Below are 20502 nucleotides of genomic sequence, written 5' to 3'. Positions count from 1 at the left end.
CAGAATGGGCTAATGCAATGATTAACAAGGTGATAAGCAGGTGCTGGTATATTAGCACCAGCACCTGCTTGGGCATGATTAGCTTAATTTTGGTATTGCGGCTTCAAGGACGCAGGGTATAGGTTATGCTGCCTGCCTTACAGTCCAACACCACTTGATAGGTTTTATCGCCCTTATTACCACGTGCGACCAATGGAACTAGCCAGACATCATCCTTACCGCTGATATCGACGGCACTGATCCAAACGACTGGTTTATCTGTGCCCAACAGCTTTTTGTCTCTCTCCCAGCGAGTGATTCGATTTTGCAGAAAATCTCGTTTGACCTGAGTTGCGACTTGAGATTGATTTAAACCGATACAAGTAGGCACTTTCGCTACTCGCGGCTCTTGGGCCTGCACACTACCAGTGATAGCTGCCGATATGGCAACCAATATCAAGGAGAGTCCTCTCTTTCTCATCGTTCCTCCGCATATTATTATTGCCATCCGCTGGCCGGAACGATGATTGAGATGTAGGTTACAGAGTGAACAATATTGCAGCATCAACGTGTTAGCGTTGCGTAATTAACAGCGAGTAAACTCAATCAGGTAAAACTGTTCCAGGCCCGGATAGATCGCCTTAATCACCTTTTTCAGCTCATCTAATGACATATTTTCTTGCTCAGCATGGCGTTCTGTCAGGGCATCCAGTGTGACTGGCGTGACCGACTTTACCTTGATGTGGCAGAAAAAAACGCCATCTTCATTACGACATACGCGCAGGGTCTCCCCTGGGCGAAAATCGGATTCACTGCTATCCCGGATAGTGATCGTTTTGCGATCCGCCAGAATATCCGCCTCAAAGCGACCAAAGAAGGTGATTTCACGATTCATTTTAGATCCCTTTTCCACTTTCTGCCGGTAGTTAGCAGATTAAGCAGCTTGATTTTCTTCAGGTTTGGCTTTTTTCTCGGTCACACTTTTTTCAGACTTGGCTTTTGGTTGCCCATCGGCAGGGGCCGCAGGGCTGATACCGCGGAGAATTTGCCCCAATGCATCTTTATTTTCTGCCAGGAAGAAACTCAGCACTTCGCGCTGCTCTTCTTCGAGCGATAGCGGCGCTTGTGACAACCATTCAGATAAGTTGTCCGCCAAATCCAGCATTTTATCGTAGGCATCGGCTTCTTTTTTGGTTGTGAAAGTCATTTTTTCCTCACCCTGTCTTACCACGACGAATTTTATTTCAACGGCCATGAATAAATGTCCTTTTTGCTTACAGATAACTGTACATAAACACAGTATAATGTGATTTATCGGGGGGATGCAACCTCCATCGCCCCACTGTGATTATTTTAATAACCGGGCTTTGCAGTTTTTGCCTTTAATCTTGCCCTGTTGCAGCTGCTGTAAGGCGCGTTTAGCGCTGGCCTTGCGGATGGCAACATAAGCATGAACAGGGAACATGTCGATTTTACCCACATCCGCCGCAGTTAAACCGGCATCACCGGTTAATGCACCCAGAATGTCGCCGGGCCGAATTTTTGCTTTGCGCCCACCGTCGATGCATAAGGTCACCATTTCTGGCTCCAGCATGGTGTTAGCACTGCGGCTCAACTGATCTGCTGGCGTCCATTTCAGCTTAATTTGCAGATAATCCTCAATCGCGTGGGCGCGGGTCATCTCTTGCGGCGTACACAGGCTGACGGCAAGACCACTCATCCCTGCCCGCCCGGTACGACCAATGCGGTGTACGTGAACTTCGGGATCAAACGCCAGTTCAAAGTTAACCACCAGCTCCAGGTCTTTAATATCCAGACCCCGGGCGGCAACATCTGTTGCCACCAGTACGCGGCAGCTACGATTAGCAAAGCGGACCAACACCTGATCACGGTCACGTTGCTCTAAGTCACCGTGCAACGCCAGCACACTGATGCCACGGGACTCCAAGGCCTCATAGACGCTTTGGCAATCTTTTTTGGTGTTACAAAATACCACCGCAGATGCCGGCTGATAGTGGCTAAGTACCGAGATCAGCAGCGGTAACCGTTTTTCGCGAGTGGTTTCAAAGAACAGCTGCTCGATGGCGGGCGCCTCATCCCCATCATCCACTTCAACATTGACCGGCTGGCGCTGCACCCGCGCACTAATTTGTTCAATTCCAGCCGGATAAGTGGCGGAGAACAGCAGTGTTTGGCGCTGTGGCGGGGTGTAAGCAATCACATCGTCAATGGCATCGGTGAAACCCATATCCAACATGCGATCAGCTTCATCCAAAACTAGAATTTTGAGATCATCAAGAACCAGCGTTTTTTTGCGTAAATGTTCCTGAATGCGCCCCGGCGTACCCACCACGATATGTGGCGCATGTACCAGAGAATCCAGTTGATGGCCCATTGGCTGACCACCACACAAGGTCAGGATTTTGATGTTCTGAGTGAAACGGGCCAGGCGGCGCAGCTCTTTGCTGACCTGATCGGCCAATTCGCGGGTCGGACACAGCACCAGTGCTTGAGTCACAAACTCACCCACCGCAATTTTGTCTAGCAAACCAATGCCGAATGCCGCGGTTTTACCGCTACCGGTTTTGGCCTTCGCCCGGACATCCTGCCCGTTGAGGATTGCCGGCAGCGCTGCGGCTTGTACCGGTGTCATTTCGGTATAGCCAAGTTCATTAAGATTGGACAACTGCTCAGCAGGCAGTGTCAGGGAAGAGAAGGAAGTTGTGCTCACGGCAATAACTCTTATAACTGGATGGAATGGCAGCGATGGCCTGAAGGCAAGCGCAATATTTTGGCGCGATAATACCAGAAATGGGGCCATCGCCGGAACAATAGTGTAAAGCTGGCGCAAAATAGCCCTGCTGCAGCCCCACAAGCCGCACATTCATCCTGCCAGGACTCATTAGTGGGATATTATTTCCGCAAAAATTCACGGAATAAATGCGCCAACACCCGCTGTTCGGCTGGATACGCAATCGTTTTCGTTGCTGTTTTACTCTATACTGACGCCCATAAAATTAATTGCACGTCGAATGAATGTGTCATCTCACACAGATTAGGTATCTCACTATGCTAACAATTGGAACCGCACTGCGCCCAGGCGCTACCCGTGTCATGCTGCTAGGCTCTGGCGAGTTGGGCAAAGAGGTGGCGATTGAGTGCCAGCGACTGGGGCTGGAAGTGATTGCTGTTGATCGCTACGCAGATGCGCCTGCGATGCATGTCGCCCATCGTAGCCATGTGATTAACATGCTGGATGGTGCGGCGCTAAAGCAGTTAGTTGAGCAGGAAAAACCTCACTATATCGTGCCGGAGATTGAAGCTATCGCCACCGATATGCTGGTTGAATTAGAGAAGATGGGGCAACGGGTGGTGCCCTGTGCCGAAGCGACCCGCCTAACGATGAACCGTGAAGGGATTCGCCGTCTGGCAGCTGAAACGTTACAATTACCCACCTCCAGCTACCGTTTCGCTGATACCGAGAGCGCATTTCGCCAGGCGGTGAGTGACATTGGCTATCCGTGCATTGTGAAGCCGGTGATGAGTTCTTCCGGTAAAGGGCAGAGTCTGATCCGCCATGAAGAGCAGCTTAAGGCGGCGTGGGATTACGCCCAACTGGGTGGCCGTGCGGGCGGCGGGCGGGTGATTGTCGAGGGGCTGGTAAACTTTGATTTTGAAATTACCCTGCTGACCATCAGCGCTGTTGATGGCACTCATTTCTGCGCACCTATTGGTCACCGTCAGGAAGATGGCGATTACCGTGAATCCTGGCAACCACAGGCGATGAGCGCGGTGGCATTAGCGCGGGCGCAAGAGATAGCCTCGCAGGTGGTCACGGCATTGAGCGGTCACGGGCTATTTGGTGTCGAGTTGTTTGTGTGTGGCGATGAGGTTATTTTCAGCGAAGTCTCACCACGCCCACATGATACCGGTATGGTGACCCTGATTTCGCAAAATATGTCTGAATTCGCGTTACATGTTCGCGCATTTCTTGGGCTGCCAATTGGCACTATCCGCCAATATGGCGCGGCTGCATCAGCCGTTATTTTGCCTGAATTAACCAGCCAAAATATCCATTACCACGGGCTGGAAACCGCGCTGACGGGTGATACGCAAATTCGCTTATTCGGTAAGCCGGAAATTGCCGGTAAGCGGCGCTTAGGCGTGGCGCTGGCAGTTGCTGATGATATTAGCACCGCCATTGCGGTGGCGAAGCGGGCGGCGGCAGCTGTCGTGGTAAGTGGGCAGTAACCATTATCCCAATAAAAACCCGCCATTAATGGCGGGTTTTGCGGCTTAATCGGCAACTACCCCTCATAGTGATCTTCGATCTCATCCGCATCTGGCTCATTATCACGGCGATAATCAGACTCCTCGTGCTCATCGAAGTCAGTGTCTTCAAAGATAGCCATGGCCTGTGGATCATCCTGATGCCGCTCACGGATCTCTGCGGCGACCAACGCAATCGCCTCACCACTGCTCATACCTTCCGACATGAATTGATGAATACGTTCAACAGCTTCTTGCTGCTCCTCATGGGAGAGTGAAGGCATACCCGCTAGCATTGATTTATCTCCTGGATATAATTGTTCAAGTATACCTGTTTATTCTACTCTACGGTGAATTGGCTGCTCTATGCAGAAGTGACGCCAACCCGCCGGTGATTTATGCTAATCTCCTCCACGGCCCAATGTTCACCAGCCCCCTCTCCAGCCGAAAGAAAAGAGTCGCGACACATGAGTGTAAAACCCCTGACCTTCACAGCATTGCCCTATCAGCCTAACGCCCTGCTCCAGCAATTTACGCCACTTGCCCATCAGGCCTGGGCCATGCTGTTGCACTCCGGATTCGCCGAGCACGCCCATAATCGTTTTGATATTTTGGTCGCCGACCCATTGGTCACGCTCACGACACGAGGGGAACAGACTGAAATTGCCCGTGCTCAGGGGTCAATAGTCTCATCCGCAGACCCATTCTCTTTATTGCAGCAAGAGTTGGATAAATTCGCGCCACCCATATCACCACATCCCGACCTGCCATTTTTGGGCGGCGCATTGGGGCTATTTGGTTATGATCTGGGCCGCCGAATTGAGAAAATCCCCACACTGGCCGAGCCAGATATCACCTTACCCGATATGGCCGTTGGCTTGTATGACTGGGCACTGATTGCCGATCACCAGTTGCAGCAGCTGACTCTGATTTGCCATGGTGATGCCGGGCCGCGCCTACAGTGGCTGCAACAGCAAAAGACGCGTGACACTGTCACACCATTTGCACTCACCAGCCCATGGCAGGCCAATATGTCGCGCCAACAGTATGGCGAAAAGTTCCGCCAGATTCAGGCCTATCTACACAGCGGCGACTGCTATCAGATCAATCTGGCGCAAAGATTTAGCGCTGACTATCAGGGCGATGAGTGGCAGGCCTTTCTCGCTTTAAGCCGCAGTAATCGCGCGCCTTTTTCCGCCTTTATACGTCTGCCCGGCAACGCGATACTGAGCGTCTCACCTGAGCGCTTCATATGGCTGGAAAACCAGCAGATCCAGACGCGCCCAATCAAGGGCACACTGCCACGGCTGGCAGACCCCGAACAGGACAGCTTACAAGCGGCACGGCTGGCGAACTCCAGCAAAGATCAGGCGGAAAATCTGATGATTGTCGATCTGCTACGCAACGATATCGGCCGAGTGGCTCAACCGGGCAGCGTGCGGGTGCCTGAATTATTCGTGGTTGAACCCTTTCCGGCGGTGCACCATTTGGTCAGCACCATTACCGCCACCCTACCCGCAGAGTGCCCAGCGACGGCACTGCTCCGCGCCTGTTTCCCCGGTGGTTCGATAACCGGCGCCCCCAAAATCCGGGCGATGGAAATTATCGAGCAGTTGGAGCCGCATCGGCGCAATGCTTACTGCGGTAACATTGGCTATATTAGTTGCTGTGGCACAATGGACACCAACATCACTATCCGCACCCTATTGACTGAAAACGGCAAAATTTACTGCTCTGCTGGCGGTGGTATTGTGGCCGATAGTCAGGAGCAGGCTGAATATCAGGAGACATTTGATAAAATCGCCCGCATTTTGCCACAACTTGAAAATGTCTCGTTTTTAAGCAGGGATAACTGATGAGTGAGAGACTCCGTGAGTGACTTGTGGGTGAATGGTGTAAATAGATCGCTGATCGGAAAAACACTGCCTGAATTTATCAGCCGCTTCCAATTACAGCTGCCGCAGCCGGGCTGTTTCTCTGCTAATAGTCGCCATGCGGCGGTATTAATTCCGATAATTTGTCGGCCAGAACCTACGTTGCTATTAACCCGGCGATCAACTCATTTGCGTAAGCATGCCGGTCAGGTCGCCTTCCCCGGCGGCAAAGCCGATCCAACAGATAGTTCACTGATTGAGACCGCCCTGCGGGAAGCTGAGGAGGAGGTCGCGATCCCTGCCAGCGCAGTGCATGTCCTAGGGCAACTGGCCCCACTGGATAGCTCCAGCGGCTATCAGGTCACGCCGATTGTCGGTTTAGTCCCCGACAATATTGCTTTTCATGGCAATGAAGATGAGGTCGCGGGGCTATTTGAAATGCCGTTACACGAGGCGCTGAGTCTCTCCCGCTACTATTCACTGGATATCCATCGCGGTGGAATCAATCACCGGGTCTATCTATCTTGGTATGAGCGCCAGTTTGTTTGGGGGCTGACAGCGGCGATTATCCGCCGATTGGCACAACAGGTGAGTATTTAATCTAATCCCATACTCCAGGCATGGATACTGGGTGATCCGCTTCACAACGTTTCCCTTTATAAAACTGAAATACAGCATAAAGCGATCCCTATCACCCCATCACATCGATTTTTACTCTATTTTCCCTGCACATCCTTTTTAAAAAAACTGTAAACTTGCCTGTCAGCGTTATGAAATATCTGTAAAATATCTTTCATCAAAATAAACCACTAAATATATAAGGTTAAAAGCTGAGAGTAAAAAAGCCGATATCACCCTACGCTGTTGCGAATAGTGATAGGTAACTGTTGCGGTATCAACTTGATACCGCCGACACCAGTAGTACCCAAATTAACAGCGCTCTGTGATGGCATGACTGATATCACCATGACCTCACCTCGGTATTTGATGCGAAGTTATCTGCCGCCAGCCACAGAACGTTTATACTTAATACAGATATTCTTAGCTGCCCTATGCGATAGAATAACAAGATGCGTTGTGAAGGAGTTTTAGCGTGATTAGCGTTTTTGATATGTTCAAGATTGGTATCGGTCCATCCAGCTCCCATACCGTTGGGCCAATGAAAGCTGGCAAGGAATTTGCTGATTTGCTGGTGACTCAAGGGCTGATGCCATCTGTCACGCGTGTCGCCGTGGATGTTTACGGCTCCTTGTCACTGACCGGTAAAGGTCACCACACTGATATCGCGATTATTATGGGGTTGGCGGGCAATATGCCTGACACCGTGGATATCGATGGTATTCCTGCCTTTATTCGTGATGTGGAATTACGCCAAAAACTGATGTTGGCCAATGGCTTGCATGAAGTGGACTTCCCTCGTGAGGGCGGAATGGTGTTCCGTAGTGATAATCTGCCGCTACACGAAAATGGGATGCAAATTCACGCCTTTGCCGGTGATGAGAAAATCCTGAGCAAAACCTACTACTCCATCGGCGGTGGTTTTATCGTTGATGAAGAGCACTTTGGTAAAGCGGTGGTCAATGCCGTTAGCGTGCCCTATCCGTTTAATTCTGCGGAAGAAATTCTGGCTAACTGCGAACAAACCGGCATGTCCATCTCCGGGATGGTGATGCAAAATGAGCTAGCGATGCACAGTAAAGAGGAGATTGACGCTTATTTCACCGCCATCTGGCAGACCATGCGGGCCTGTATCGATCGTGGCCTAAATACCGAGGGCGTGTTACCCGGCCCACTGCGTGTACCACGCCGTGCTGCTGCGTTGCGTCGCTTGCTAGTCTCCTCCGATAAACTCTCCCATGACCCAATGAACGTCATTGACTGGGTCAATATGTACGCACTGGCGGTTAACGAAGAGAATGCGGCCGGGGGTCGTGTCGTCACCGCCCCGACGAACGGCGCGTGTGGTATCGTCCCGGCAGTACTGGCCTATTACGATCACTTTATCGAGCCGGTTACCCCTGAAATCTTTATCCGCTACTTCCTCTCCTCTGGCGCTGTCGGGATTTTGTATAAGATGAACGCCTCTATTTCTGGGGCTGAAGTGGGTTGTCAGGGCGAAGTGGGGGTTGCCTGCTCCATGGCCGCCGCTGGTTTGGCCGAGTTACTGGGTGCCAGCCCGATTCAGGTCTGTATCGCCGCTGAGATTGGCATGGAGCACAATTTGGGGCTGACTTGTGATCCCGTGGCCGGGCAGGTACAAGTGCCTTGTATTGAACGTAATGCGATCGCCTCGGTAAAAGCGATTAACTCGGCACGTATGGCGATGCGCCGTACCAGTGAGCCGCGCGTCTCACTGGATAAAGTGATCGAAACCATGTTTGAGACCGGCAAAGATATGAATGCTAAATACCGCGAAACGTCCCGTGGTGGTTTGGCAATTAAAGTGCAGTGTAATTAATTTCGTTAATTGATAGCCTGCCAGATCAGTAAGGGGAGCCGAAGCTCCCCTGTTAGCATTTAACGCCGTCAGTCACTTTTACTCTTCCAACTCACTATTCAGCTTGGTAATGCGAACCAGTTCGATGCGGTAATCTGACACAGCCATAATCTCAAAGCGCAGATTATGCAGCTCAACCACATCGCCCACCGTTGGCATATGGCCTGAGTGAGAAAGCAGCATACCGGCAAGTGAAGCATAATCAGCGGTTGGGCTCACCAGCTCCTGGCAATCCAGCGCCTGCTCCAGAGAGTGCAAGTCTGCCCCCCCTTTCACCAGCCAGCTATCACCATCAGTTATAATGTCCGGCGTTTCATCTTCATCAGGGAATTCACCGGCAATGGCTTCCAGCACGTCCAACGGCGTAACCAGCCCCTGCACGACGCCAAATTCGTCATTCACCACCACTAAGCGGCCTTTTGCTTTGCGCAATACACCCAGCAGATTAATCACATCCATGGTATCAGGCACCACAATAGGTGGCGTTGCCGCAGCAAACTCACAAATTGAGTCGCCGCGCTCGATGGCGACTAACAGATCTTTGGCGCGCACTACGCCGATTATCTGATCGAGTGAGTCGCGGCACACAGGAAATAGGCTGTGTGGCGTATCGAGCAGTTGCTCACGGATCTCCGCTTGTGAACGATTACAGTCCACCCATGAGATCTCAGTGCGCGGTGTCATCACACTACGCATTGAACGGGAGGCCAGGGTTAACACGCCGCTTATCATGTAACGCTCCTCCTCAGCAAAGGCGGCCTCGGTCGGCATCGCCTGCTGCGAATCGCCATTTTGCGGCTCCTGCTGCTCACGACCGCCCATTAAGCGGATGATAGCTTCAGCGGTGCGCTGGCGTCTTGGTAAGCGGGACTCATGTTTGATGAAATTACGACGCGCAATCTGATTAAACAGCTCAATCAGGATAGAGAAGCCGATGGCCGCGTAGAGGTAACCTTTCGGAATGTGGAAACCAAAGCCTTCAGCAATCAGGCTCAGGCCAATCATCAGTAAGAAGCTGAGACAGAGCACCACCACCGTCGGGTGCGCGTTGACAAACTGGGTCAGTGTTTTTGATGCCAGTAGCATCACACCCATCGCAATCACGACCGCTGTCATCATGATGGCTAAGTCGTTAACCATCCCCACGGCCGTAATTACGGCGTCCAGTGAGAAGACGGCATCGAGCACCACAATCTGCGCGACGACCGCCCAAAAGCTGGCATAACCGCGATTGGCACTGTCATCGTGCTGGTTACCCTCCAGCCGCTCATGTAGCTCGGTGGTGGCTTTAAATAGCAGGAATAGCCCCCCCACCAGCAAAATCAGGTCTCGCCCTGAGAAGTTAAAACTGCCGACACTAAAGAGCGGTGTGGTCAGCGTGACCATCCAGGAGATGACCGACAACAGCCCCAGGCGCATAATCAGCGCCAGAGACAGGCCGATGATTCTGGCCTTATCCCGTTGTTTAGGCGGAAGTTTATCGGCCAAAATGGCAATAAATACCAGGTTATCAATACCCAGAACAATTTCCAACACTACCAGCGTCAGTAACCCTGCCCAAATTGAGGGGTCCATTAGAAATTCCATGTCAGACTCCGAAAATAAGAACAAGATCCAGATGATGTGCGCCCGGCAACAGACGCAGCAAAACGCCGCGGTACGGTTGTCAGTATAGATACGCAGAAGGATCGGGTGAAATTATACGCAGCAAGGGTGCGTGATGGGATAACCAGATTTAGACCCACTGGCTGGGTATTAACGCTAATAAAACAGTAACTTCGGTGACAGTCCATAGGGAGAGCTGAGGCCCTTAACTCCTGACAATTAAAAGAGCCGTTAACTTTATCAGGATTCTTTTTATCAGCATAGGGGGATTTATTCTCTAACCCGCTATATTCCCCCATTTTATGCCCCGCTCTTTTTCGTCTCGGCGATTTCCCCGCAACCCAATGTGGCTTATCTGCCAATATTCATACAAATCGCATAAATTTTAAACATCAGCCCCCTACTGTGATGAATGTTTTACAGATCAAACACATCAAGAGTGCTCATGTATGTGTCTAATAATCATCCAAGTAAGCTAAATCATTCATAACATGTCCCAATAACTGAGCACCGTCACATAATTTATTTTTTCACTGACTAAAATAAATCACATCCAACAACATTGTGGTATCAACCTGAATCGATTCATTGCCGTAACGTATAAATCGCCAGCAGTGAATAGATATTGTGACTATCATAATAGATTCAATGTGTACCGAAGTGGCGTTGGTGAATACAGGTTTTTCTGTTACGTGCGAGAACTCAATTCTGAGTTAACAGAGGGGGTAGCGAGTGAGTATAGCTATTATCATTGGCACACATGGGGCTGCGGCAGAACAACTGCTGAAAACAGCTGAAATGCTTATAGGCGAACAGAGTAATGTCGCTTATATCGATTTCGTCCCCGGTGAGAATGCCGAAACGTTGATTGAGAAATACAACGGTAAATTAACCGGGCTAGATACCAGCAAAGGTGTGGTATTCCTGGTTGATACTTGGGGTGGCAGTCCGTTTAATGCCGCCAGCCGCATTGCTACCGATAAAGAGAACTATGAGGTCGTCGCCGGGATTAATATTCCGATGCTGGTTGAAACCTTTATGGCTCGTGATGATAACCCATCATTTTCCGAATTGATTGCAATTGCAGTGGAGACCGGGCGTGAGGGTGTTAGAGCGCTAAAAGCGCAGCCTAAAGAGCCGGAGAAACCACAAACTACTCCTGCGCCAAAAGCCAAGGCTCCGGCCGTCGCTTTAGGTCCGAACGATCATATGAAGTTCGGGCTGGTGCGTATTGATGATCGCTTAATCCATGGTCAGGTCGCCACACGCTGGACCAAAGAAACTAACGTAAGCCGCATTATTGTGGTCAGTGACGAAGTGGCTGCTGACAAAATGCGTAGCACCTTGCTCAAGCAGGTTGCCCCTCCGGGTGTCACTGCGCACGTGGTTGATGTCGAAAAAGCTATCCGCGTCTACAACAACCCGAAATATGCCAAAGATCGGGTCATGCTGTTATTTACCAACCCAACTGACGTGGTGCGTTTAGTTGAGGCTGGCGTGGACATTAAGTCAGTTAATATCGGTGGTATGGCATTCCGTCAGGGTAAAACCCAGGTGAACAATGCGGTCTCCGTCGATGAAAAAGATATTGAAGCCTTTAATAAATTAAATGCGCGCGGTATTGAACTGGAAGTTCGGAAAGTCTCTTCGGATAGCCGGCTCAAAATGATGGATTTAATTAGCAAACTTAATAAATAGCTTTACTAAAAACGACGTAGCAAGGTTATGCCCTGTTCTGTTTTGGAGCACGGTTATTTTTACTCAGCTTTTTTGGTCATAGGAGAAGTACAATGGAGATCACAACTCTTCAGATTGTGCTGATATTCATAGTTGCCTGTATCGCCGGGATGGGTTCCATTCTGGATGAGTTCCAATTCCACCGTCCCCTTGTCGCTTGTACCTTAGTCGGTCTGGTGCTGGGTGACATGAAAACCGGTATTATTATCGGTGGTACTTTGGAGATGATCGCCCTCGGCTGGATGAACATCGGGGCCGCAGTGGCACCTGATGCAGCTTTGGCATCAATCATTTCCACCATTCTGGTTATTGCCGGCGGTCAAGACATCGGTGCGGGTATCGCACTGGCTATTCCACTGGCCGCCGCCGGTCAGGTATTAACCATTATCGTTCGTACCATTACGGTGGCCTTCCAGCACGCCGCCGATGGTGCCGCCGAACGTGGCAGCCTACGCGCAATCACCTGGATTCACATTTCTGCCCTGTTCTTGCAGGCGATGCGTATCGCTATCCCTGCCCTGATCGTCGCCCTGTCTGTTGGAACATCTGAAGTTCAGATGCTGCTCAGCTCGATTCCTGATGTGGTTACCAGTGGTCTGAATATCGCCGGTGGTATGATAGTCGTAGTAGGTTACGCCATGGTTATCAACATGATGCGTGCCGGCTACCTGATGCCATTCTTCTACTTAGGTTTCGTTACTGCGGCATTTACCAACTTCAACCTGGTGGCTCTGGGTGTTATTGGTGTGGTTATGGCCCTGCTTTATATCCAGCTCAGCCCGAAATACAACAAGTCTCAGGTTGTACAGTCTGGCCCGGCCAATAACGATCTTGATAACGAATTAGACTAGGAATAGGTGAGAGAAATGGTTGATACAACAACTGTGCTTGATAAAACCAGTGTTGATAAAACAACAACTGGCGAAAAGAAACTCACGCCCGCCGACATCCGCGGTGTGTTTATCCGCTCTAACCTCTTCCAAGGGTCGTGGAACTTCGAACGTATGCAGGCGCTAGGCTTCTGCTTCTCCATGGTGCCAGCGATCCGTCGCCTGTATCCAGAGAACTCGGAAGAGCGTAAGCAGGCAATCAAACGCCACCTGGAGTTCTTCAACACCCAACCCTTCGTTGCAGCCCCGATTCTGGGTGTTACGCTGGCGATGGAAGAGCAGAAAGCCAATGGTGCGGAGATTGACGACGCGGCCATTAACGGTATCAAAGTTGGTCTGATGGGGCCTCTGGCCGGTGTGGGTGACCCAATATTCTGGGGTACTGTACGTCCGGTATTGGCGGCTCTCGGTGCGGGTATCGCGATGAGCGGAAGCTTACTTGGTCCGCTACTGTTCTTTGTGCTGTTTAACCTGGTCCGCTTACTGACCCGTTACTATGGTGTGGCCTACGGCTATAAAAAAGGCGTCAATATCGTCAGCGATATGGATGGTGGCCTGCTACAAAAACTGACGGAAGGGGCGTCTATCCTCGGCCTGTTTGTGATGGGGGCCTTGGTTAACAAGTGGACGCACGTCAACATACCGGTGGTGGTCTCCAAGATAACCAACCAGAATGGCGAGACCACCGTCACCACGGTGCAAACCATCTTGGATCAGTTGATGCCGGGCCTGGTGCCGCTACTGTTAACCTTCGGTTGTATGTGGCTGTTACGCCGCAAAGTTAACGCACTGTGGATTATTATGGGCTTCTTCGCTATCGGTATCTTCGGCTACTGGATTGGCTTCCTGGCACCATAATTGCGTCGTTAGATTGAGCTAAAACCGGGGGGATACCTCCCGGTTTTTTATTTCAGGAGTTGTTGCATGTCGGTTACCGATATCATTTTAGTTGTCTTTATTGCCCTACTTCTTGCTTATGCCATCTATGATGAATTCATCATGAATATGATGAAAGGCAAAACCCGGCTACAAGTTCACCTCAAACGTAAAAGCAAAATCGACTGCGCCATCTTTGTCGGACTGATTGCTATCCTCATTTACAACAATGTCATGGCAAATGGGGCACCGTTAACCACCTATTTATTAGTGGGATTAGCATTAATTGCGGTTTATATCTCTTATATCCGCTGGCCCAAGTTGTTGTTTAAAAATACAGGTTTCTTCTACGCTAATGCTTTTATTGAATATAGCCGGATAAAAAGTATGAATTTATCTGAAGATGGGATCTTAGTCATTGAGTTAGAGCAGCGCCGATTACTAATCCAGGTCAGTCAATTAGATGACTTAGAAAAGATCTATAATTTTTTCATTGAAAATCAATCATAAAGCCAATTCTACTGGGAAGTGAGTCTATTTCACTGTTGCTCAACAGATTAATTTCCCAGCAATAGCCAATCCCCTCCAGACTTATTTCCACATCAACATTGATGCTTATATAGACTATTTTCCAATAAAACTCCGATAATGAAAATCATTATCAATTCCAGTGGTTTGCCATATTATTTTTAGGGTTGTCGATATAATAATTTATATGTTAAGGTTGCGCCGTTCATGGGGAGTAGCCGGTTTCTATTCGTTCTATTTTTATAGCTCGATACACAGAAACGCTCGTATCAACATACTCGTTTCATCTATTGAAACGTGGTGCGGGCAGCCAGATAAGGTTGGCGAGACCATAGACACGTAGCTCCGTCGTTAGGTTGGGGGTGGGTTACGTGTATATGGAGCCGCCCGGCCGAGTCTATTTCTATGAATCTATCTGCAACACTTATTCTTGCTTTTGCTATGTCGATGGATGCATTTGCTGCATCTATTGGTAAAGGCGCCAGTCTGCACAAACCCCGTTTTAGAGAAGCACTGCGTACCGGCCTAATATTTGGCGTGATCGAAGCTATTACCCCGCTGATTGGTTGGTGCATCGGCCTGTTCGCCAGTCAATATATCCTCGAGTGGGATCACTGGATTGCTTTCAGCCTGCTGTTTATTCTCGGCTCTCGCATGATATTTGAAGGCGCGAAACAGCAAGTTGAAGAGACCGAAAAGATGCGCAGCCACAGCTTTTGGGTGCTGGTGATGACCGCCATTGCCACCAGCCTTGATGCCATGGCAATTGGTGTCGGCCTGGCACTCTTGCAAGTGAACATTGTTCACACCGCCATGGCGATTGGGTTAGCCACCATGATCATGGCCACCCTCGGTATGCTGATTGGCCGCTACATTGGCCCACTATTGGGTAAACGTGCTGAAATCATGGGTGGGATAGTGCTAATTGGTATCGGCTTTAATATTCTGTATGAGCATATTTACGCGCTAGCTTAACCGGGTTCGCCCTTTTATTCTCAGCCTAAAATAAAGCTGGCAGCAAAAAAAGACCCCGCACTGAACTGACCTGATAAAGGAAAGGGTGCGGGGTTTTTATTTCACCAACGCCAGTCAACTAAACGGGCATCAACTCAGGTCAGAAGTCCATTGAGACGGAGAGTTTCAATGCGCGCGGATCACCCTGATAGATGTAAGTGCCGCTATCTTCAACCGATTCCCAGTAGCGCTCGTTGGTCACGTTCTCAACATTGGCACGCCAGGTCAGGTTGGTGTCCTTCATTGGCATAGTGTAACGCACACCCAGATCCAGGCGGGTCCATGGTTTCAGTTTTAAGGTGTTGGCTTCGTTAGCATACTGAGAACCTGACCGCACCACTGTACCGGTAGCAGTCAGCCCTTCAACTGCCGGAATATCATACTCACCGCCAAACACTAACTGATAACGGGCCACACCCACGGCATCATTACCATTGTTTGCTCCGTTTTGTGTTTTAGTCAGCTTAGGATCCAACCAAGTGGCACTCCCTAGCAGACGAGTACCAAACACCGGCTCGCCAAAGACATTCAGTTCAACACCACGGTTACGTTGTTCGCCATAGAAACCATATACATTGGTTGCAGGATCAACATTGCCCGTTGGGCGGGTGATCTCAAACAGGGCCAAAGTGCCGCCGTAGCGCTGGTTATCAAATTTCACCCCGATTTCATTCTGTTTTGAATGAATAATGCCCGGAATTTGACCTTTATTAGCCACAGGCGTCGTAACACCACTCGCATTACTATAGGTCGACGGTGCAGCTTTGCCCGGCCCTAATGCTTCAATGTGGTTAGCATACAGGGATACTTTTTCCCAAGGCTTCACCATGATGCCGTAAATAGGCGTGACCTTCATTTCATCCAGTGATCCCGCACTATTAGGCACACCACTGTCAAAGTTACGGATGGTCACTTCCTGACGACGTACCCCCAGCATCACCAATACTTTGTCATCCATCATCGATAAGGTATCAGATAATGAAAGCCCCGAGGCCCGTACCTGGCTATTTAGGGTTGGATCCTGATTAGTACTGCCCATAGTCGTTGGAGGGAAGCCAATCACACCGGGATTGTAAATATTAGTATTTTCTGAGTTCGACATATTCCAAGCTGACTTAGCGGTACGATAGTTAGCCGCATAACCCAGGTTCACTTTATGAGTGATAAAACCGGTATCAAAGTGGCCGCGTATTCCGCCCAGACCCGCCACAGAATCGGCCACATAAGGGACATACAAACGAGAAATTTTGGCATCGCCATTATTGGCACTAGTTAGGGCTGGCGAACCGTATTGTCCAGTTTCTTCATTACGGCTGGCACCGATAGAACCGTAAACCGTCCAGTCTTGGCTGACGTCATACTCGCTACGCAGCATACCGAAGGTGGTTTCCATATCGGTATAAACCCAAGACTGCCCATAGTTCAGTGTCGTTGATGGTGGTTCTGGGATCACCGTTGCACCACCAATGGCAACATCGGTACGCATATGATGAATAGTTTGCTTTTGGTAACCCACATCCAATGAGGTACGAGCGCGGTCGCCGCGATAATCAAGGCCGGTAGACACTGCGGTCAACCGATTTTTTTCATCTTTAATGGCGGTTTCGCCTTCACGGTGCAATACATTCACCCGAACACCAAATTGATCATCATCACCGTAACGACGGCCCACATCCAAGGCCCCCCCACTTGTGACGAGGAACCATAATCCACAGTGACGCGAGTCAATGGGGTATCACCGGCACGTTTAGGTTCCAGATTAATCATCCCACCAACACCACTACCACTGGGTGAAATACCATTAATAAAGGCATTCGCCCCTTTAAATACTTCTACCCGCTCAACCATGCTGGTAGAGACAATCTGACGTGGTAACACACCGAATAAGCCGCCAAATGAGATATCATCACCATCGAGGTTGTAACCACGAATGCGGTAATTTTGTGATGGGTTGCCATAACCGCGCACGTTCTGCACCGAAGCATCATTTCTAACCACGTCCGCAACTGTCGCCGCCTGCTGATCTTCGATCATTTTCGAGGTGTAACCGATGACGTTAAATGGCACATTGCGGGCATCTTGCTGCCCGAGGAAGCCAATACGGCCACCATTCGCCACCTGACCATCCAGATAGGTTGGGATTAAATCATTACCGCCAGCGCGGAATGTATCCTGCGTCCCGACGACCGTGATGGTGTCAGTTTTTTTGCTCTCATCACTCTTAGCCGTATCCGCCGCTGCGGCACTGGTATTCTTAACGCTGTCAGCCGCGCTGTCTGTGGTTGCCGCCCATGTAGATGCCGATAACGTGCCAAGTGCTGCCCCGATCATCACGCACAAAAGACGCGGTGCCAGCCGTTTCTGATGCGCGCGGGTGGAGATTGATTCATTCATTGTGTTGATGCCCCTGAAGTTTGCAAATCCGTTAGCAATGCGAATGCTTATTATAAGGATTCAGGATTATCCTGATAACACTTGTCGATGCAAGCATTTCTGCGCTTCATGGCGGATATTTTTTGGGTCGTAAAAAAATCAGAGTAACTATGTGAAATAGATGATCGCGCTTAGTCACGCCATTGCTTGCTGATATGGAAAGAAATTAAAGTAAAATGACGTCTAAAATCTAATTATTCAGAACTGAAATTAATTAACCCTCCCCACTTAAGTCATTATTTGTATACTTTCAATTTGAACTTACCCCTATTATCTCTAGGGTGAACATTATTATTCACGCCATCTCAATTTAATAGAGAGTCGCCTGAAGCCTTACTGCCAAAGGCTTCACGCCGCAACCCCGCGGACTGAGATGATATATCAGCCCTCACTATTGCCTTATTAAATATTTCTGGTCATAAAAATCTTATTACCTACTTTCGCCAGTTGGCGATAAACTGGCGCATCATTTTTATCGCGGTAACAGATTAAAGCTTCTGGCTATAGTTCTGTTCAGCCCCCCTGTGCTGAGTAAAAATTCAAGGAAATACCGATATGGCTCTGCATCCAGCATCATTTGACGATCACATTTTCCGGCTATTAATTGAAGCCGTAGATGACTACGCCATATACATTATTGATGCCCAAGGACATATTCTGACCTGGAACAGTGGCGCAGAACGCAATACCGGTTATGACGCTGAAGAGATCATTGGTCAATCTTTCGAACTGTTTTATACCCCAGAAGATTTGGCTGGGCAGTTACCAACCAAAGGGCTACAGCACGCCAATCAGTTTGGTCACTATGAAACTCAGGGCTGGCGAGTCCGTAAAAATGGCAAACGCTTTTGGGGTAATCTCACCCTCAACGCACTGCATGATGCAGATAATAATCTGCAAGGTTTTGTGCATGTGACCCGTGATCTAACCGATAAGTGGCAGCGGGAAAACGCCCTGCGTAAAAGTGAAGAGCTGTTTCGCCACCTGATCAGTGAAGTCGAAGATTATGCTATCTACATGATAGATACCCATGGGCGTATTCTTACCTGGAATAAAGGCGGGGAGCGCAACGAGGGTTATACCAGCGATGAGATCATTGGTGAGCACTTTGCGCTACTGTTTACTCAGGAAGATATCTCTGCTGGCCTGCCGGAGAAATCTCTCGCCAAAGCCACCGCTGAGGGTAATTTCCAGACCGAAAGTTGGCATGTGCGCAAAAATGGTATCCGCTACTGGGCAAGTGTGGCGATTAACCCGATGCATGATGACAGCGGAAAGCTATTGGGCTTTACCAAAATTGTCCGCGACCTGACAGAGCGCCGCCAGCGGGAAGAGGCCTTGCGCATCAGTGAAGAACGTTTTCGCTTAATGGTTGATACCGTTGAGGATTACGCAATTTTAATGCTTGACCCATGGGGGCGAGTCAACACCTGGAACCACGGCGCAGAGCGCAATATCGGCTATGCCAGCAATGAGATCATCGCCCAACATTTTGGCTGTTTCTTCCTACCTGAGGATATCGCGGCTGGTCTGCCGGAAAAACTGCTGAAAACCGCCGCATCCACTGGCCGAATGGAGCGTGAAGGCTGGTTAGTTCGCAAAGATATGACCCGCTTTTGGGCGGTGACCGTCATTACCGTGGTCCATGATCATAGTGGCAAACTACTGGGTTATGCCAAAATCATTCGTGACATGAGTGAACGAAAACAGCGCGAAGATGCGCTACGTGCCAGTGAAGTGGCCCGCTATGAGGAGCGTGAGCAGCTGCATCGGGTGCTGTCATCCATTCAGGAGGGAATTATTTCCCTCGATTGTGAGGGCCGCGTCGTATTAATGAATCCTAAAGCAGAAGAGATGACCGGACGTAGCCAGAATGAGTCCTGCGGCCTGCCGATTGAAGATGTCTTTATTTTATGGTCCCCGCTACAGGATAAAAATCATCTACTGGCCTTTAACCAGTGCTTGAATGAGGGGCGTCATACCTTATTGCCGGAGGGGAGTCAGCTACTTTCGAGTCAGGGCGAACGACAAGAGATTCGCTGTTCAGCCTCACCAATTCGCGATCGTGACAACCAACTCACCGGTGCCGTGGTGGTATTCCAGGATGTGACCCGCGCACGCCATGAACAGCGCGAACTGCAATATCAGGCCAACCATGACATGCTGACAGGCCTAATTAATCGGCGACGATTAGAAGAGCGGCTAACCCATGCCATCAGCCAATTGGGCGAGAGTGAACAGCATATTCTCTGTTATGTCGATTTAGATTATTTCAAAGAAGTGAATGATACCGCAGGTCATGAAGCGGGCGATATGGTGCTGCGCATGGTAGCCCAAACCATGCAGCAAGCAGTACGTGAAAATGACATCGTCGCCCGCTTAGGTGGCGATGAATTTGCTATCGTACTATTTAATTGCAAAAACAAACCCGCAACAGACATTCTGGAGCAGGTCGTCGCCGATATTGCTGCCATTCAGTTCCATTGGCGCGGTCAATCCTATGCCTTCACTGCAAGTTTGGGCGCTGTCCCCTTGATCCGACAAGTTGAAACCGCCGCGCAAGCCATGCGTCAGGCCGATATCGCCTGCTACGCGGCAAAACACGCGGGTCGCAACCGGTTATCGTTCGCACTCTAAGCGCCCGCAACCCTTGGGGGCATAAACCGCCCCCTAACACCTGAACCCGCACGAAAGGCATATTTTGTGCAAGGTTATTTTCATCCTCCTGCCAGCAATTAGACGCCGGTCAAAATATGCATTCCTCCAGTGTGATATATAAGCAATATCTTTTGATCAATTG

General features: G+C 49.8%; 16 protein-coding genes, 1 pseudogene and 1 riboswitch. Of the genes and pseudogenes, 10 read left to right on the top strand and 7 right to left on the bottom strand.

The features are described 5' to 3' along the window. Positions 1 to 103: 103 nt before the first annotated feature. The 4 genes from yebF to dbpA form a co-directional block, all read right to left on the bottom strand. A complete protein-coding gene (gene yebF / locus HRK25_RS14690) occupies positions 104 to 460 on the bottom strand; it encodes a protein YebF (protein WP_032897040.1) in 357 nt (118 codons plus the stop codon). A gap of 105 nt (positions 461 to 565) precedes the next feature. Beyond that, positions 566 to 874, bottom strand: coding sequence for a N(4)-acetylcytidine aminohydrolase (yqfB, locus tag HRK25_RS14685; protein WP_005272488.1), 309 nt, complete (start codon positions 872 to 874; stop codon positions 566 to 568). A 39-nt stretch (positions 875 to 913) separates the two neighbouring features. Continuing rightward, positions 914 to 1234: a YebG family protein gene (locus HRK25_RS14680; RefSeq protein ID WP_005272491.1), complete on the bottom strand. Its 321-nt coding sequence runs from the start codon at positions 1232 to 1234 to the stop codon at positions 914 to 916. Positions 1235 to 1327: 93 nt separating this feature from the next. After that, the gene (dbpA, locus tag HRK25_RS14675) at positions 1328 to 2710 is read right to left on the bottom strand and encodes an ATP-dependent RNA helicase DbpA (RefSeq protein ID WP_032897065.1); all 1383 of its coding nucleotides are present in this window, start codon (positions 2708 to 2710) and stop codon (positions 1328 to 1330) included. A 338-nt stretch (positions 2711 to 3048) separates the two neighbouring features. Here dbpA and purT point away from each other — a divergent pair, with 338 nt between their 5' ends. Continuing rightward, entirely contained in the window at positions 3049 to 4230 is a 1182-nt protein-coding gene (gene purT, locus HRK25_RS14670) for a formate-dependent phosphoribosylglycinamide formyltransferase (protein WP_005272496.1), read from the top strand. 56 nt (positions 4231 to 4286) lie between these two features. Here the strand turns inward: purT and HRK25_RS14665 are convergent, their stop codons facing one another. Beyond that, positions 4287 to 4544, bottom strand: a complete 258-nt coding sequence (locus tag HRK25_RS14665; protein WP_005272498.1) for a YoaH family protein — start codon at positions 4542 to 4544, stop codon at positions 4287 to 4289. 171 nt (positions 4545 to 4715) lie between these two features. Between HRK25_RS14665 and pabB the strand changes: the two genes are divergently transcribed. From pabB to HRK25_RS14650, 3 genes are all read left to right on the top strand, one after another. After that, positions 4716 to 6104 carry an aminodeoxychorismate synthase component 1 gene (gene pabB, locus HRK25_RS14660; RefSeq protein WP_005272499.1) on the top strand — a complete coding sequence of 463 codons (1389 nt, stop codon included), beginning with the start codon at positions 4716 to 4718 and terminating at the stop codon, positions 6102 to 6104. A gap of 3 nt (positions 6105 to 6107) precedes the next feature. Then, on the top strand, positions 6108 to 6722 hold the full coding sequence (locus HRK25_RS14655; RefSeq protein ID WP_050413678.1) for a CoA pyrophosphatase: 615 nt from the start codon (positions 6108 to 6110) through the stop codon (positions 6720 to 6722). A 493-nt stretch (positions 6723 to 7215) separates the two neighbouring features. After that, a complete protein-coding gene (locus HRK25_RS14650) occupies positions 7216 to 8580 on the top strand; it encodes an L-serine ammonia-lyase (protein ID WP_005272507.1) in 1365 nt (454 codons plus the stop codon). 78 nt (positions 8581 to 8658) lie between these two features. Here HRK25_RS14650 and HRK25_RS14645 read toward each other — a convergent pair whose 3' ends face one another. Further along, complete coding sequence (locus HRK25_RS14645) at positions 8659 to 10206, bottom strand: TerC family protein (RefSeq protein ID WP_032897043.1); 1548 nt, start codon at positions 10204 to 10206, stop codon at positions 8659 to 8661. Between the two features lie 750 nt (positions 10207 to 10956). On the opposite strand from HRK25_RS14645, the gene manX reads away from it, so the two are divergent. From manX to mntP, 5 genes are all read left to right on the top strand, one after another. After that, positions 10957 to 11922, top strand: coding sequence for a PTS mannose transporter subunit IIAB (manX, locus tag HRK25_RS14640; protein ID WP_005272510.1), 966 nt, complete (start codon positions 10957 to 10959; stop codon positions 11920 to 11922). Between the two features lie 92 nt (positions 11923 to 12014). Next, on the top strand, positions 12015 to 12812 hold the full coding sequence (locus tag HRK25_RS14635) for a PTS mannose/fructose/sorbose transporter subunit IIC (protein WP_032814988.1): 798 nt from the start codon (positions 12015 to 12017) through the stop codon (positions 12810 to 12812). A 15-nt stretch (positions 12813 to 12827) separates the two neighbouring features. Beyond that, positions 12828 to 13709, top strand: coding sequence for a PTS mannose transporter subunit IID (locus HRK25_RS14630; protein ID WP_005272512.1), 882 nt, complete (start codon positions 12828 to 12830; stop codon positions 13707 to 13709). Positions 13710 to 13775: 66 nt separating this feature from the next. Further along, positions 13776 to 14237: a DUF986 family protein gene (locus tag HRK25_RS14625; RefSeq protein WP_005272513.1), complete on the top strand. Its 462-nt coding sequence runs from the start codon at positions 13776 to 13778 to the stop codon at positions 14235 to 14237. A gap of 215 nt (positions 14238 to 14452) precedes the next feature. Then, positions 14453 to 14654: riboswitch (yybP-ykoY riboswitch) on the top strand. 6 nt (positions 14655 to 14660) lie between these two features. Then, positions 14661 to 15230, top strand: a complete 570-nt coding sequence (mntP, locus tag HRK25_RS14620; RefSeq protein WP_005272514.1) for a manganese efflux pump MntP — start codon at positions 14661 to 14663, stop codon at positions 15228 to 15230. 139 nt (positions 15231 to 15369) lie between these two features. Here the strand turns inward: mntP and HRK25_RS14615 are convergent. Continuing rightward, positions 15370 to 17663, bottom strand: a pseudogene (locus HRK25_RS14615) (TonB-dependent receptor). A 594-nt stretch (positions 17664 to 18257) separates the two neighbouring features. On the opposite strand from HRK25_RS14615, the gene HRK25_RS14610 reads away from it, so the two are divergent. Beyond that, positions 18258 to 20339 (top strand): PAS domain S-box protein, encoded by a 2082-nt coding sequence (locus tag HRK25_RS14610; protein WP_005272516.1) that lies wholly within the window; start codon positions 18258 to 18260, stop codon positions 20337 to 20339. Positions 20340 to 20502 lie beyond the last annotated feature (163 nt).

Origin of the sequence: Yersinia bercovieri ATCC 43970, from assembly GCF_013282745.1 — a bacterium.
Classification (GTDB): domain Bacteria; phylum Pseudomonadota; class Gammaproteobacteria; order Enterobacterales; family Enterobacteriaceae; genus Yersinia; species Yersinia bercovieri.
The sequence above is the reverse complement of the archived record's forward strand: the minus strand, read 5'-3'. Positions and strand labels throughout refer to the sequence as shown.